At 73.9% G+C, this 15,014-nt stretch carries 9 protein-coding genes and 1 pseudogene; 5 read left to right on the forward strand and 5 right to left on the reverse strand.

Annotated features, from left to right (window positions below; all coding sequences use genetic code 11):
- Nucleotides 1-48: 48 nt before the first annotated feature.
- The 4 genes and pseudogenes from ACFY60_RS12560 to ACFY60_RS12575 all read left to right on the forward strand — a co-directional run bounded on the left by ACFY60_RS12560 (nt 49) and on the right by ACFY60_RS12575 (nt 8,895).
- Nucleotides 49-1,143, forward strand: coding sequence for a LacI family DNA-binding transcriptional regulator (locus ACFY60_RS12560; protein ID WP_389458148.1), 1,095 nt, complete (start codon nt 49-51; stop codon nt 1,141-1,143).
- Nucleotides 1,144-1,323: 180 nt separating this feature from the next.
- Nucleotides 1,324-3,021, forward strand: a pseudogene (locus ACFY60_RS12565) (carbohydrate-binding module family 20 domain-containing protein).
- Between the two features lie 68 nt (nt 3,022-3,089).
- Complete coding sequence (gene pulA, locus ACFY60_RS12570; RefSeq protein WP_388611127.1) at nt 3,090-8,384, forward strand: pullulanase-type alpha-1,6-glucosidase; 5,295 nt, start codon at nt 3,090-3,092, stop codon at nt 8,382-8,384.
- Nucleotides 8,385-8,562: 178 nt separating this feature from the next.
- Entirely contained in the window at nt 8,563-8,895 is a 333-nt protein-coding gene (locus ACFY60_RS12575) for a 5-carboxymethyl-2-hydroxymuconate Delta-isomerase (RefSeq protein ID WP_388611129.1), read from the forward strand.
- Here ACFY60_RS12575 and ACFY60_RS12580 read toward each other — a convergent pair.
- Nucleotides 8,880-9,593 carry a TetR/AcrR family transcriptional regulator gene (locus ACFY60_RS12580; protein ID WP_388611130.1) on the reverse strand — a complete coding sequence of 238 codons (714 nt, stop codon included), beginning with the start codon at nt 9,591-9,593 and terminating at the stop codon, nt 8,880-8,882. The two genes, ACFY60_RS12575 and ACFY60_RS12580, sit on opposite strands and share 16 nt — an antisense overlap.
- A 37-nt stretch (nt 9,594-9,630) precedes the next feature.
- On the opposite strand from ACFY60_RS12580, the gene ACFY60_RS12585 reads away from it, so the two are divergent.
- The gene (locus ACFY60_RS12585; protein WP_388611132.1) at nt 9,631-10,035 is read left to right on the forward strand and encodes a hypothetical protein; all 405 of its coding nucleotides are present in this window, start codon (nt 9,631-9,633) and stop codon (nt 10,033-10,035) included.
- Nucleotides 10,036-10,045: 10 nt separating this feature from the next.
- Here the strand turns inward: ACFY60_RS12585 and ACFY60_RS12590 are convergent, their stop codons facing one another.
- The 4 genes from ACFY60_RS12590 to ACFY60_RS12605 all read right to left on the reverse strand — a co-directional run bounded on the left by ACFY60_RS12590 (nt 10,046) and on the right by ACFY60_RS12605 (nt 14,924).
- Nucleotides 10,046-11,107, reverse strand: a complete 1,062-nt coding sequence (locus ACFY60_RS12590) for a PDR/VanB family oxidoreductase (protein WP_388611133.1) — start codon at nt 11,105-11,107, stop codon at nt 10,046-10,048.
- Nucleotides 11,107-11,991, reverse strand: coding sequence for a metal-dependent hydrolase (locus ACFY60_RS12595; RefSeq protein WP_388611135.1), 885 nt, complete (start codon nt 11,989-11,991; stop codon nt 11,107-11,109). The genes ACFY60_RS12590 and ACFY60_RS12595 overlap by 1 nt, the downstream gene beginning before the upstream one ends.
- Before the next feature lie 73 nt (nt 11,992-12,064).
- Nucleotides 12,065-14,041: a hypothetical protein gene (locus ACFY60_RS12600; RefSeq protein WP_388611136.1), complete on the reverse strand. Its 1,977-nt coding sequence runs from the start codon at nt 14,039-14,041 to the stop codon at nt 12,065-12,067.
- Between the two features lie 82 nt (nt 14,042-14,123).
- Nucleotides 14,124-14,924, reverse strand: coding sequence for a tyrosine-protein phosphatase (locus ACFY60_RS12605; protein WP_388611137.1), 801 nt, complete (start codon nt 14,922-14,924; stop codon nt 14,124-14,126).
- Nucleotides 14,925-15,014 lie beyond the last annotated feature (90 nt).

Here is a 15,014-nt window from a genome sequence, read left to right on the forward strand (position 1 = left end):
TCGCCTCTCCCGCGGGTTGGTCCTTCTCGCCCCGGCGGGGCCCCCGGGGTGGGCCCGCGCCCACCCCGCGGGGGGGGGGGGGGGTTCCCCCCCCCCCCGCGGGGGGGCGCGGGCCCCGGCCCCCCGCGGCTCGCGGACATCGCGGCCCAGTCCGGCGTCAGCGAGGCCACCGTCAGCCGCGTCCTCAACGGCAAGGCGGGCGTGGCCGGCGCGACCCGGCACAAGGTGCTCGCCGCGCTCGACGTGCTCGGCTACGAGCGTCCCGTACGGCTCAGACGCCGCAGCGCCGGGCTCGTCGGCCTCGTCGTGCCCGAGCTGACCAACCCGATCTTCCCGGCCTTCGCGCAGGTCGTCGAGCAGGTCCTGGCCGGGCACGGCTACACCCCCGTGCTCTGCACGCAGATGCCCGGCGGCGCCACCGAGGACGAGCTGGTCGACCAGCTCGTCGAGCGCGGCGTGGCCGGCATCGTCTTCCTCTCCGGGCTCCACGCCGACGCCTCCGCCGACCCCACCCGCTACGCGCGGCTGACCGAGCGGGGCGTGCCGTTCGTCCTCATCAACGGCTACAACGAGCGCATCGACGCCAACTTCGTCTCGCCCGACGACCGGGCCGCCGCCCGCATGGCCGTACGGCACCTGGTCGAACTCGGCCACGAGCGGATCGGGCTCGCCGTCGGCCCCACACGGTACGTGCCCTCGCGCCGCAAGGCCGAGGGTTTCACGGCCGAACTCCACGAACTCCTCGGCATCGAACGGAACGAGGCCGAACGGTTCATCCGGCCCACCCTGTTCGGCGTCGAGGGCGGCCACGCCGCCGCCGACATCCTGCTGCGCGAGGGCTGCACGGGCATCGTCTGCGGCTCCGACCTGATGGCGCTCGGGGTCATCCGGGCGGTCCGGGCCCGCGGCCTCGACGTGCCCCGCGACGTCTCCGTCGTCGGCTTCGACGACTCGCCGCTCATCGCCTTCACCAGCCCGCCGCTCTCCACCGTCCGCCAGCCGGTGCAGGCGATGGCCACGGCCGCCGTCGGCGCGCTCCTGGAGGAGATCGAGGGCAACCCGGTGCAGCGCACGGAGTTCGTGTTCCAGCCGGAGCTGGTGGTGCGCGGGTCCACGGCGCAGCCGCCGCAGCCCGCCGCCTGACGGGGCGTCCGTTCGTAACTCCTTGCGCAACCTTTTGCGTTCGGTTGTTCGATGTATTGACCGCACGCCTGTGCACCCCTACGGTCACGGCTGAAAACAGTTGCTGTCTCTTGCGGCAACTTCTTGCGAACCGCTCCGGCGGATCCGCTCTTGCGACAGGGACGTCGTACAGGAGGAAACATGGCAAGGAAGACCGTGGCCGCTGCCCTCGCCCTTGTGGCAGGAGCCGCTGTGGCCGTCACGGCACCGCCCGCCGCGCAGGCGGCCGCGCCCGGCCCCAAGGACGTCACCGCCGTGATGTTCGAATGGAACTTCGCCTCCGTGGCCAAGGCGTGCACCGACCAGCTGGGCCCCGCCGGCTACGGCTACGTCCAGGTCTCCCCGCCCCAGGAGCGCATCCAGGGCGCCCAGTGGTGGACCGCGTACCAGCCCGTCAGCTACAAGATCGCCGGCCCGCTCGGCGACCGCGCCGCCTTCAAGAGCATGGTCGACACCTGTCACGCCGCCGGCGTGAAGGTGGTCGCCGACACCGTCATCAACCACATGGCGAACGCCTCGGGCACGGGAACGGGCGGGACCTCGTTCTCCAAGTACGCCTACCCGGGCCTCTACTCCGGCGCCGACATGGACGACTGCCGCACGGTCATCTCGAACTACCAGGACCGGGCCAACGTCCAGAACTGCGAGCTGGTCGGCCTGCCCGACCTCGACACCGGCGAGGACTGGGTGCGCGGCCGGATAGCCGCGTACATGAACGACCTCCTGACGCTCGGCGTCGACGGCTTCCGCGTCGACGCCGCCAAGCACATGCCGGCCGCCGACCTCGCCGCCATCAAGTCCCGGCTGACGAACCCTTCCGTCTACTGAAAGCAGGAGGCCATCTTCGGCGCGGGCGAGGCCGTCTCGCCGAGCGAGTACCTCGGCAACGGCGACGTCCAGGAGTTCCGCTACGCCCGCGACCTCAAGCGGGTCCTGCAGAACGAGAAGCTCGCCCACCTCAAGAACTTCGGCGAGGCCTGGGGCTACATGCCCTCCGGCCAGGCCGGCGTCTTCGTCGACAACCACGACACCGAGCGCGGCGGCGACACCCTCACCTACAAGGACGGCGCGAACTACACCCTCGCCTCCGTCTTCATGCTCGCCTGGCCGTACGGCTCCCCGGACGTCCACTCCGGCTACGAGTGGACCGACAAGGACGCCGGCGCCCCGAACGGCAACCGGGTCGACGCCTGCTACAGCAACGGCTGGAAGTGCCAGCACGCCTGGCGCGAGATCGCCTCCATGGTCGGCTTCCGCAACACCGCCCGCGGCCAGGGCGTCATCGACTGGTGGGACAACGGCAACAACGCGATCGCGTTCGGCCGCGGCTCCAAGGCGTACGTGGTGATCAACCGCGAGTCCTCGGCCCTCGGCCGCACCTTCCAGACCTCGCTGCCCGCCGGCACCTACTGCGACGTCCAGTCCGGCAACCCCGTCACGGTGAACGCCGCCGGCCAGTTCACCGCCACCCTCGGCGCCCACACCGCGCTCGCCCTGCACACCGGCGCCACCGGCTGCGGCAGCGGCACCACCCCGCCCCCGGCCACCGCCGGAGCCTCCTTCAACGTCACCGCCACCACGGTGCCCGGCCAGAACATCCACGTCACCGGCAACCGTGCCGAGCTCGGCAACTGGAACCCGGCCGCCGCCCCGAAGCTCGACCCGGCCGCGTACCCCGTGTGGAAGCTCGCCGTGAACCTGCCCGCCGGCACGGTCTTCGAGTACAAGTACGTCCGCAAGGACGCGGCCGGGAACGTGACCTGGGAGTCCGGTGCCAACCGCACCGCGACCGTCCCCGCCTCCGGCCAGGTCGTCCTGAACGACACCTTCCGCAACTGAGCCGTCCACCCCAGGGGCCGCCCCGCCGGGGCGGCCCCCCTCTTCCCGTACCTCCAGGGAGCTTCCCCGTGATACGCAAGAGAACGGCGGTCGCCCTGGCCGCCGCCCTGTGCGCGGCCCTCGTGCCCGCCCTCCCGGCCGGCGCGGCCCCCCGCCCGCCCGCCCCGCCCTCCGACCGGGCCCTCGCGGCGCAGCCCGCCCGCCAGGACCTCACCCGCGAGCAGTTCTACTTCGTCCTGCCCGACCGCTTCGCCAACGGCTCCACCGCCAACGACCGCGGCGGACTGACCGGCGGACGCCTGGAGACCGGCTTCGACCCGTCCGACAAGGGCTTCTACCAGGGCGGCGACCTCAAGGGCCTCACCCGGCGCCTCGACTACATCAAGGGCCTGGGCACCACCGCCATCTGGATGGCGCCGATCTTCAAGAACCGGCCCGTGCAGGGCACCGGCAAGGACGCCTCGGCCGGCTACCACGGCTACTGGATCACCGACTTCACCCAGGTCGACCCGCACTTCGGCACCAACGAGGACCTGGAGAGGCTGATCGAGGCCGCCCACGCCAAGGGCATGAAGGTCTTCTTCGACGTCATCACCAACCACACCGCCGACACCGTCGACTACGCCGAGAAGAAGTACGGCTACCGGCCCAAGGGCGCCTACCCGTACCTCGACGAGGACGGCCGCCCCTTCGACGACCGCACGGCCGTCGGCCGGGTCGACGCCGACTCCTTCCCCTACACCCCGGTCGAGAAGGCGAACACCAAGGTCCCGGCCTGGCTCAACGACCCCGCGATGTACCACAACCGGGGCGACTCCACCTGGGCCGGCGAATCCGCCGAGTACGGCGACTTCGTCGGCCTGGACGACCTGTGGACCGAGCGCCCCGAGGTCGTCGAGGGCATGAAGCGGATCTACGAGAAGTGGGTCCACGACTTCAAGATCGACGGTTTCCGCATCGACACCGTCAAACACGTGGACCTGGACTTCTGGACCCAGTGGGCCACCGCGCTCGACGCCTACGCGAAGAAGCGGGGCCGCGAGGACTTCTTCATGTTCGGCGAGGTCTACTCCGCCGACCCCGCCGTCACCGCCCCCTACGTCACCCGCGGCCGGCTCGACTCCACCCTGGACTTCCCCTTCCAGGACGCCGCCCGCGCCTTCGCCTCCCAGGGCGCCGGCGCCGACCGGCTCGCCCGGGTCTTCGCCCAGGACTACCGCTACACCACCGACAAGGCCAACGCCTACGAGCAGGTCACCTTCCTCGGCAACCACGACATGGGCCGCTTCGGAGGCTTCCTCGAACAGGACAACCCGAACGCCTCCGACGCCGAACTCGTCCGCAGGGCCACCCTCGCCAACGAGCTGATGTTCTTCTCGCGCGGCAACCCGGTGATCTACTACGGCGACGAGCAGGGCTTCACCGGACCCGGCGGTGACAAGGACGCCCGCCAGACCCTCTTCGCCTCGAAGACCGCCGACTACCTCGACGACGACCAGCTCGGCACCGACCGCACGCACGCCACCGACGCGTACGACACCGGACACCCCCTCTACCGGTCCATCGCCGCCCTGTCGAAGCTCACCAAGGCGCACCCCGCCCTGCGCGACGGCATCCAGCGGGAGCGGTACGCCGAGGGCTCCGTGTACGCCTTCACCCGCACCGACGCCGGGGACCGCACCGAGTACCTGGTCGCCGCCAACAGCTCCACCGCGCCCAGGACCGTCACCGTCCCCGTCGACGCCACCGCCTTCACCACCCTGTACGGCGGCCGGGGCGCCGTCACCACGAAGGACGGGGCGGTCACCGTCACCGTCCCCGCCCTCTCCTCCCTGGTCCTGCGGGCCGACGCCCCGCTCCCGGCCCCGGCCACCGGCCCGTCGGTCGCCCTCAAGGCCCCGGCCGCCGGCGCCACCGGCACCGTCGAGGTCACCGCCGACGTCGACGGCGGCGGCCTCAACCGGGTCGTCTTCGCCGCGCAGACCGGAGACGGCCGCTGGCAGACGCTCGGCACCGCCGACCACGCCCCCTACAAGGTCACCCACCACGTCACCGCGCCCGCCGGCACCCCGCTCCGCTACAAGGCCGTCGCCGTCGACGCCGCCGGACGCACCGCGAGCGCCACCGCCGCCACCACGGCCGGCGCGCCCCCCGCCCCCGAGAAGCCCGTGGCCGTCGAGCGGCCCTACGCCGTCGTCCACTACCAGCGGCCGGACGGCGACTACGACGGCTGGAAGCTGAAGGCGGCCGGCCAGGAAGCCGCCTTCACCGGACGGGACGCCCACGGCGCCTTCGCCTGGGTGAAGGTCCCCGAGGGCGCCTCCTCGATCCCGTACACCGTCGAGAAGGACGGCACCGCCGACGGCCCGCAGCGCAGCATCACCCTCGGCCGCACCGGCGAGGTCTGGATCACGCAGGGCCGCGACGGCCAGTCCGACACCGCCCCCGCCCCGGCGCCCCAGGACAGGACCAAGGCCGTCCTCCACTACCAGCGGCCCGACGGGAACTACGACGGCTGGGGCCTCCACACCTGGACCGGCGCCGCCCGGCCCACCGACTGGTCCAAGCCCCTCATGCCCACCCGTGTCGACACCTACGGCGCCGTCTTCGAGGTCCCGCTCGCCGAGGGCGCGCGCTCCCTCTCGTACATCCTCCACAAGGGCGACGAGAAGGACCTCCCCACCGACCAGTCCCTCGACCTCGCCACCCACGGCCACGAGGTCTGGCTGCTCGGCGGACAGCAGCAGTACCTCCTGCCGATGGCCGGCGGCACCCCGAACCTCGACCTCACCAAGGCCGAGGCCCAGTGGATCGACCGGGACACCGTCGTGTGGAAGGTCAAGGCCACCGACGCCACCAGCCAGCAGCTCGTGTACGCGAAGGACGGCGGGATCACCGTCACCGACGGGGCCCTGAGCACCGAGGGCCAGTGGCTCCGGCTCACCCCCTCCGCTCTCAGCGACGCCCAGAAGGCGAAGTTCCCGCACCTCAAGGAGTACCCGGCCTTCACCGTCGACCCGCGGGACAGGGACCGGGTCCGCTCCTCCCTGCGCGGCCAGCTCGTCGCCACCCAGCGGGCCGCCAACGGCGCCCTGCTCGCCGCCACCGGCGTGCAGACCGCGGGCGTCCTCGACGACCTGTACGCGCCGAAGGCGACGAGGACCGCCCTCGGCCCCGTCTTCCGCGACGGCCGCGTCACCCTCTCCGTCTGGGCCCCCACCGCCCAGTCCGTCGCCCTCGAACTCGACGGCAGGACCGTGCCCATGCGGCGCGACGAGGCCGCCGGCGTCTGGTCCGTCACCGGCCCGAAGTCCTGGTCCGGCAAGCCGTACCGGTACGCGGTGAAGGTCTGGGCGCCCACCGTCGGGAAGGTCGTCCTCAACAAGGTCACCGACCCCTACTCCACCGCCCTCACCACCGACTCCACCCACAGCCTCGCCGTCGACCTCACCTCCCCGGCGCTGGCCCCCCAGGGCTGGAAGGACCTGCGCAAGCCGGCCCCCGTGCCGCTGCGCGACGCCCAGATCCAGGAGCTGCACGTCCGCGACTTCTCGATCGCGGACCGTACGGCGAACCCGGCGCACCGCGGCACCTACCTGGCCTTCACCGACAAGGACAGCAAGGGCTCGAAGCACCTCAAGGCGCTCGCCGACTCCGGCACCTCCCACGTCCACCTGCTGCCGGTCTTCGACATCGGCACCGTCCCCGAGAAGAAGTCCGCGCAGACCGCCCCCGCCTGCGACCTGAAGGTCTACGCCCCCGACTCCGAGGAGCAGCAGGCCTGCGTGGCCGCCGCCGCGGCCAAGGACGCCTACAACTGGGGCTACGACCCGCTGCACTACACGGTCCCCGAGGGCTCCTACGCCACCGACCCGAACGGCACCCGCCGCACGGTCGAGTTCCGGCGGATGGTCCAGGCCCTCAACGGCCAGGGCCTGCGCACCGTCATGGACGTCGTCTACAACCACACCGTCGCCGCCGGGCAGTCGGACAAGTCCGTCCTCGACCGGATCGTGCCCGGTTACTACCAGCGCCTCCAGGCCGACGGCACCGTCGCCACCTCCACCTGCTGCGCCAACACCGCGCCCGAGAACGCGATGATGGGCAAGCTCGTCGTCGACTCGGTCGTCACCTGGGCCAGGCAGTACAAGGTCGACGGCTTCCGCTTCGACCTCATGGGTCACCACCCGAAGGAGAACATCCTCGCCGTCCGCAAGGCGCTCGACGCGCTCACCGTCGAGAAGGACGGCGTCGACGGCAAGGCGATCATCCTCTACGGCGAGGGCTGGAACTTCGGCGAGATCGCCGACGACGCCCGCTTCGTCCAGGCCACCCAGAAGAACATGGCCGGCACCGGCATCGCCACCTTCTCCGACCGGGCCCGCGACGCCGTCCGCGGCGGCGGCCCCTTCGACGAGGACCCCGGCGTCCAGGGCTTCGCCTCCGGCCTCTTCACCGACCCCAACCCCTCGGCGGCCAACGGCTCCCCGGAGCAGCAGAAGGCCCGCCTCCTGCACTACCAGGACCTCATCAAGGTCGGCCTGGCCGGCAACCTCGCCTCCTACACCTTCACCGACACCTCCGGGCGTACGGTCAAGGGCTCCGAGGTCGACTACAACGGCGCCCCGGCCGGCTACGCCGCCGCCCCCGGGGAGGCCCTCGCCTACGCCGACGCGCACGACAACGAGACCCTGTACGACGCGCTCGCCTTCAAGCTCCCGGCGGACACCTCCCCGGCGGAGCGGGCCCGCGCCCAGGTCCTCGCCATGGCGACGGCCACTCTCTCGCAGGGCCCGGCGCTCTCCCAGGCCGGTTCGGACCTGCTGCGCTCCAAGTCCCTCGACCGCAACTCCTACGACAGCGGCGACTGGTTCAACGCCGTCCACTGGGACTGCCGGGACGGCAACGGCTTCGGCCGCGGCCTCCCGCCGGCCGCCGACAACAAGGCCAAGTGGCCCTACGGCAAGCCGCTGCTCACCCACCCGTCCCTGACGGTCGGCTGCGCCGAGATCGACGGCGCCTCCGCCGCCTACCGGGACCTCCAGAAGATCCGTACCGGCGAGCCGGCGTTCTCCCTGGCCACGGCGGACCAGGTGCAGGAGTCCCTGTCCTTCCCGCTCTCCGGGCCCGCCGAGACCCCGGGCGTGATCACCATGCGCCTCGGTGACCTCGTGGTCGTCCTCAACGCCGCCCCGCGGGCCCATGCGCAGACGGTCCCCGGCCTCGCCGGGAAGGCGTACGCGCTCCACCCGGTCCAGGCGAACGGCTCCGACCCGGTGGTCAGGTCCGCCTCGTACGCGGCCGGTTCCGGCACCTTCACGGTCCCGGCCCGGACGGTCGCGGTCTTCAAGGCCACGGGCTGACCGGCACCCCGCCCGAGACCGCCGCCCCGGCACCGGAACCCTCCGGTGCCGGGGCGGCGGAGCGCCGGGCGGGCGCCCCGGGCCCCCGCGGGTGTCCGTCCGTCGGAAGGTCACTTGTGCGGTCGGGGCGATCCCCGTCAGGGTGTGGCCCGACACCGACCTCACCCGGGAGTGACCCATGCCGCAGATCACCGTCGACTACTCCGCGCCCCTCGACCGGCGCGGCTTCGCGCTCGCCCTGCACCCGCTCGTCGTGGAGACCGTCGACACGAAGCCCGAGGCCTGCAAGACCCGCTTCCGCGAGGTGGAGGAGGCGGTCGTCGGGGACGGCTCCACCGAGGACGCCGTCGTCCACGTCGAGATCGCCCTGCTGGCCGGCCGCACGGACGAGGTCAAGGCACGGCTCTCGGAGGCCGTGCTCGACCTGCTGCCCCGCCACGTGAAGACGACCGACGGGGTACGGCTCTCGGTCGAGGTCCGCGACCTCGAACCGTCCTATCGCAAGCGCTGATCCGGCACCCGGGGCAGCAGCGCGGAGAGCCGCGTCACCAGGTCCGCGAAGGGCCCGTCGGCCGGCTCCCCGGCGAGGATGCCGATCAGGAGGTCCGCCACCTCCGCGTCGTACGCGGCGCTCACCGCGGCCAGCGCCGCGAAGTCGTGCACGAGCTGGAGCTCCAGCTCCTCGCGCGGCACCCGGCGGCCGTCCAGCCACAGCAGGGCCGTCGACTCGGCGAGCGACACCCAGGAGCGGACGACCAGTTCGAGCCGGGGCGAGGGGTCGCCGACCTCCAGGTGCGCGAGGATCTGCTCGTAGGCGGCCTGCCGCACCTCGTCGATCATCGCGTTCGTCGTGGACGAGCCCACGGCCGGGCCGCCGCGCATCAGCGCCGCGAACCCCGGCCCGTGGTCGTCCACGAAGTCGAAGAACCGGCCCATCACCCGCAGCAGCCGCGCCCCCAGCGGGCCCTGCGGGGGCTCCAGGAAGCGGGCGGCGAGCTCGTCGGCCGCGCGCCGCAGCGCCGCCTCGTACAGGCTCTGCTTGCCGGGGAAGTAGTGGTACACCAGGGGGCGCGAGATGCCGGCGGCCGCCGCGATCTCGTCGATGGACACCTCGTCGGGGGAGCGGTGGCTGAAGAGTTCGAGGGCCACCCCGATCAGCTGCTGCTTGCGCTCCTCGACGCCCATCCTGCGGCGTACCCCGGTCGTCATGCGAACAGCCTAACGGGGTCCGTTACGCTCCTGGTCCATGAGCGCTTCCGAGCAGGACACCCCGGCAGCCGAGGCCCCGGAGGACGACGACCGGAGCCGGAGCCGGGGCGAGGACCAGGACCGGGAACCGGAGCGGGACGAGGTTCAGGACCCGGAGCGGGGCGCGGACGCGGCCGGCGCGGGCGGCGGGCTCACCCCGAAGCAGGCCCGGCGGCTGCGCGTCGCCGCCGCCTCGGTCCTGCTGGTCGCGATGGCCGTCGTCCTGGCCGTCCGGCTGGCGAGCCGCACCTCCGTGCTGGTCGTCGGCGTGTACGGCCTGGCGATGATCCTCTGCGGTGTGGTGATCGAGCTCTCCCGCAACGGGCGTACGCGTCTGGGCACCTGGCTCCTGGTCGGCGGCCTCCTCGCCGCGCTCGCCTTCGACTGGCTGATACTCCCGTAGGGCAGCGGGGCTACAGGTCGAGCACGAGTCGCCCGCCCGCCGACCGGGACACGCAGATCAGCATCGAGTCCTTCCGCTCCGCGTCGGTGAGCAGCTCGTCCCGGTGGTCGACCTCGCCCGCCAGGACCCGCTGCCGGCAGCTGCCGCAGAAGCCCTGCCGGCAGGAGTACGCCACGTCCGGCAGCTCCTCCCGCACCGCCGCCAGGACCGACCGGTCCGCCGGCACGGTCACCGTCCGCCCGGAGCGCCGCAGTTCGACCTCGAAGGCGCTGCCGCCGGCCGGCGCGGAGGCCGTGAAGCGCTCCAGGCGCGGCTCCCGGCCCTCCGGCATCGCCGCCGCCACGGCCGCCATCAGCCCGTCGGGCCCGCAGCAGTACACGGCCGTCTCGGGCGGCAGCTGGGCGAGGAACGCGAGATCGGGCCGGCCCGACTCGTCCTCGGCCGCCACCGTCACCCGGTCGCCGCCGAGCCGTTCGAGCTCCGCCAGGTACGGCATGGTGGCCCGGCTCCGGCCGCCGTACACCAGCCGCCAGTCCGCCCCCGCCGCCTCGGCGGCGCGCACCATCGGCAGGAGCGGGGTGATGCCGATGCCGCCGGCGACGAAGACGTACGAGGGGGCGGCGGCGAGCGGGAAGCGGTCGCGGGGCCCCCGGATCTCGACCTCCGCGCCCGGGTGCAGCTGCTCGTGCACCTCGCGCGAGCCGCCCCGGCCGCCCTGTTCCTCCGCGACGAGCCGGGTCGCGATCGTGTACGCGCCGCTGTCGGCCGGGTCGCCGCAGAGCGAGTACTGCCGGACGAGCCCGGAGGGCAGCACCAGGTCGACATGGGCGCCCGGCTGCCAGGAGGGCAGCCGCTCGCCTTCGAGGCGGAGCTCCACGACCCCCTCGGCGGGCGTGGCACGGCCGGTGACCAGGACGCGCCGGGGGACGGTGGCACCGCGCCCGTACCCGGACACCGGCTCGTCCAGGGCCGGCATCGGCCACAGCGGGGCGGTGCCCATCCGGCGGCGCACCGCGCGGCGGACCAGCAGCGCGGCCCCGGCGGCCAGGGCGACGGTGGTGAACCGGGGCATCAGCGGCCTCCGTTGGCGCCGGGGGAGGAGGCGAGGTAGGCCAGGGCCTGCGCGGTGTCGCCCTCCTGGGACGGGTGGTAGGAGCGGCTGAGGTACCGGGGGATCGAGCGCAGCATGGCCGGGGTGGAGGGCAGCACGCCCTCGCGGCCCCGGCGGACGAAGTCCGCGAAGGAGGCCTTCGGGTCGAGCAGGCTCGGGTCGTTCTCCAGGAAGAAGCGGACGCCGCGCTGCCAGAGGAAGACGAGCGCGGAGAAGGCCAGCGCCCAGGTGCGGGCGCGGCGCCGGTAACCGCCGTCCAGGTGCAGGAAGAGTTCGAAGGCGACCGCGCGGTGCTCGACCTCCTCCGCGCCGTGCCAGCGCAGCAGGTCCAGCATCACCGGGTCGGCGCCGCGCCGGTCCAGTTCGTCGGCGTTGAGGACCCAGTCGCCGAGGAAGGCCGTGTAGTGCTCGATGGCGGCGATGAGGGCGACCCGCTCCTTCAGCCACCAGCGGCGCGGCCGGCCGGGCGGCAGCGTGCGGTCGCCGAGGAGCTTCTCGAAGAACCAGTCCACCTGCGCGGTGTACGGGGTGGGGTCGAGGCCCAGCTTCCGCAGGTGCGGGAGGACGTCGTCGTGGGCCTGGGAGTGCACCGCCTCCTGCCCGATGAAGCCGATGACGTCCTCGCGGAGCCGGTCGTCGGTGATGTACGGCAGCGCCTGCTTGTACACGTGCATGAACCACCGCTCCCCGGCCGGGAGCAGCAGGTGCAGCACGTTGATGGTGTGGGTGGTGAAGGGGTCGCCGGGAACCCAGTGCAGCGGGGTCTCCCGCCAGTCGAAGGCGACCTTGCGGGCCTTGAGTCCGACGTGTTCCGACGCCACCGGTGCGGGCTGCGTATTAGACATGGCGTCAATGTACTGAGGGGTAGACGGGCGGCCAAGGGGCGTGCGCGCCCTTTCTGCCCCCCGGCCCCGCCGCTCACCGCAGCGCCGTCACCCGCGTCCCGTCCTCCAGCGTCCCCGTCACCTCCGCCCGGCTCCCCTGCTCCGCCCGTACGGCGAGGAGGTGCCCCTCCGCGTGCCCCCGGACCCCGCCCGACAGGTCCAGCGACGCGATGTCCTCCGTACCCGCCGCCAGCACGTGCCAGGTCCCGCTCGGGGCGCGCCACAGGACGCCGGCCAGCACGCGCGGGTCCCGCACGCCGCAGGCCGGGGAGCCGTCGGAGCGGGCCACCGTCACGGCCGGCGCCCCGGACGGTTTCGCCCCGGCCGGCAGCGGAGGCGCGAACTGGGCCAGGACCCGGGTGCCCGTACCCCGCCACGTCTCCGCCCGGGTGCACACCCAGGACGCCCGCCCCGCTCCCTCCGGCAGCGGCTGCCGGGCGAACCGCCAGGCCTGCACCGACCGCACCCCGTGGCCCCGGACCGCCGCCAGGGCGCAGGCCGTCCGCGCCCACTCCCGCCGCGCCTCCGCACCCGTCGCGTCCACGGGCGCGGCCGGCGGACCCCACAGGAGCCGGGCCGGTGCCACCTCACCCAGGTCCGTGAGGATCCGCCGCCCCGAACCGTCCCCCACCTGAAGGGTGTTCCAGCGGACGCACCCCTGTGCCCGTGCCGGACTCGGCATCGGCTCGGTCACCCCGGACGCGTCCCGCGCGAGCGGCCACGGCTCCTTCGCCGGCATCAGCAGATCCCGTACCGCCGTCTCCCGTACCCACGGCGCCGTCAGATAGCGGACGTCGTCCGCCGTGCGCGAGACGACCAGCGCCGCCGCGCCGACCGCGTCCGCCGCGTCCGTCCGCGCGAAGTCCAGCGCCGCGCCCGCCGTCCCCTCCACCGGCTCCGCGTACCGCACCACCCGCAGCCCGTCGTGGAACAGCACCACCCGGACCCCGTCCAGCACCCCCGCGAACAGCAGCTGCGGAGGCCCCATCGGCGGCCCCACCGGAGTGCCCGGCGTCGCCGCGGAACGGACCGCGCCGCTCGGCCGCGCCCACACGGCGAGGGCGCGCCGCAGCAGCGCCCGGTCCCCGGCCAGCGGGCCCCGCGCGGGCCACACCGAGAAGTCCCGCCGCGTGGAGTCCCGCCAGAGCACCGCCGGGACCCGCTTCACCTGGCCCGGATCGAGTGCCGCCTCCGCCGCCGGGTTGCGGGCGTACGAGGGCGCGGCGGCCCCGTTCCTGCCCCAGCCGTCACCGGGCGGCCCCAGCAGCGTCCCGCACACCACCAGCGCCGCCGCCGCGACCAGCGCCGCCCGGCCGTGCTGGCGCCGCCGCATCAGGTCCGTCGGCCGGGCCTGGAGCGAACACGGGTCGAACTCGGGGGACTCCAGGAGCGCCGCCCCGCCGGCCCGGTCCGCCGCGCCCGTGGCCTGCGCCTCCCCGGCCACCGCGGCGTCCACCCCGTCCGCCTCCGCGAGCGCCGCCGCCGGGTCCGCCACGCCCGCCGCCGCCAGCACCCGCAGCACCTCCGCGTCCCCCTGCCGCTCCAGACCGCGCAGCACGTACGCGGCCCGCCCCGGCCCGGACACCGCCGACAGCAGCTGGTCCAGGGCGAGTTCGTCCGCGCCGCCCACCCGGGGGAAGAGACGGAGCCCCCACACCTGCGGCAGCAGCGGCGGGAACTGCGCCCGGCGCGGCAGGGCCCGCCGCCGCAGCGGCAGTCCGGCCACCAGCGCCTGCCGCAGCACCTCCCCCCGTACGTACGCGTACCCGGGATCGACCGCGTCCTCCGGGCGCCGGGGGCCGGGCACCGCCCCACCCGGCACCCGCCGGCGCGGCAGCGCGCGCTGGACGAGCGCGTGCGCCGTCACCACCCGGCGGTTGCGCCCGAGCGTCGGCGGCAGGACCAGATAGGCGATGCGGACGAGACGCGGATAGCGCTCCACGAGCGCGGCCTCGGCCTGCTCCACGTCGACGGGGCCGATGGACGAGGGGGCGACATCCTGGATGCTCACCTTCAGCAGAACGAGCGATTCTTGCGATGGTCACCTTGGGCGCCCGCCACCGCGGAGCCCCGGGCCGCCGCCCGGCCGTCCCTCAGGCGGCGTGGACCGTGAGCCGCTCCCGGATCAGCTCCGTCACCTCGTCCGGCACGCCGAGCCCGTCCCGTACGTACGCCTCCATCGAGCCGTGCCGCACCGCCACCTCGTCCAGGGCCGCGTCCAGGTACTCCGGCAGCACCCCGATCAGCTCCAGGGCCAGCTCCGGATCGCCGCCCTGGGCGATGAACCCCTCGATCATCGGCGCGAACGCCTGCCGCACCGCCGTGTTCACCGCCAGGTACTCGCCCCGGACGGTCTCCTCGTCCGCGCCGAGGAGCGACAGCAGCACCACCGCCGCCCACCCCGTACGGTCCTTGCCCGCCGTGCAGTGGAACAGCAGCGGCCCGGCGCCGGGCCGGCCCAGCTCACCCAGCAGCGCGCGGTACGAGGCACGCGCCGACGCCCCCGACACGAAGGTCCGGTAGGTGCGCGCGAAGGCCTCGCGGGCCCGGCCCCCGCCGAGGTGCTCCTCCGCGAGGGCGGGATCGGCGAGCAGCTCCTTGAGCCGCGCGGCGGGCGGCAGGCCACTGGTGGCCAGCCGGTCCGCCAGCACGTCCGCGACGAGCAGCCGCGCCCCCTCCGGCAGCCGGTCGGGCCGCTCGGCGCGCTCCGCGTCCGTCCGGAAGTCCACGACGGTACGGATGCCGAGCGCGGCCACCACCGGCTCGGCCGCGTCCAGCCGGTCGAGCTGCGCCGAGCGGAGGGCGAGCCCGGGGCGGACGCTGCGGCCCGGGCCGAGCGGCAGGCCGCCGAGATCGCGGAGATTGGCCACGGAGACGGCGGGAAGGGCGGGCATGGCGTCGGCTCCTCGGGGCGGTGCGTTCGGACGCGTCTCCGCCGACCGTAGTGGACGGAGCGGGTTCGGGCAGGTCAGCGGGACCGGCCG

This window comes from Streptomyces sp. NPDC012827, from assembly GCF_042900905.1.
Classification (GTDB): Bacteria; Actinomycetota; Actinomycetes; order Streptomycetales; family Streptomycetaceae; genus Streptomyces; species Streptomyces gulbargensis.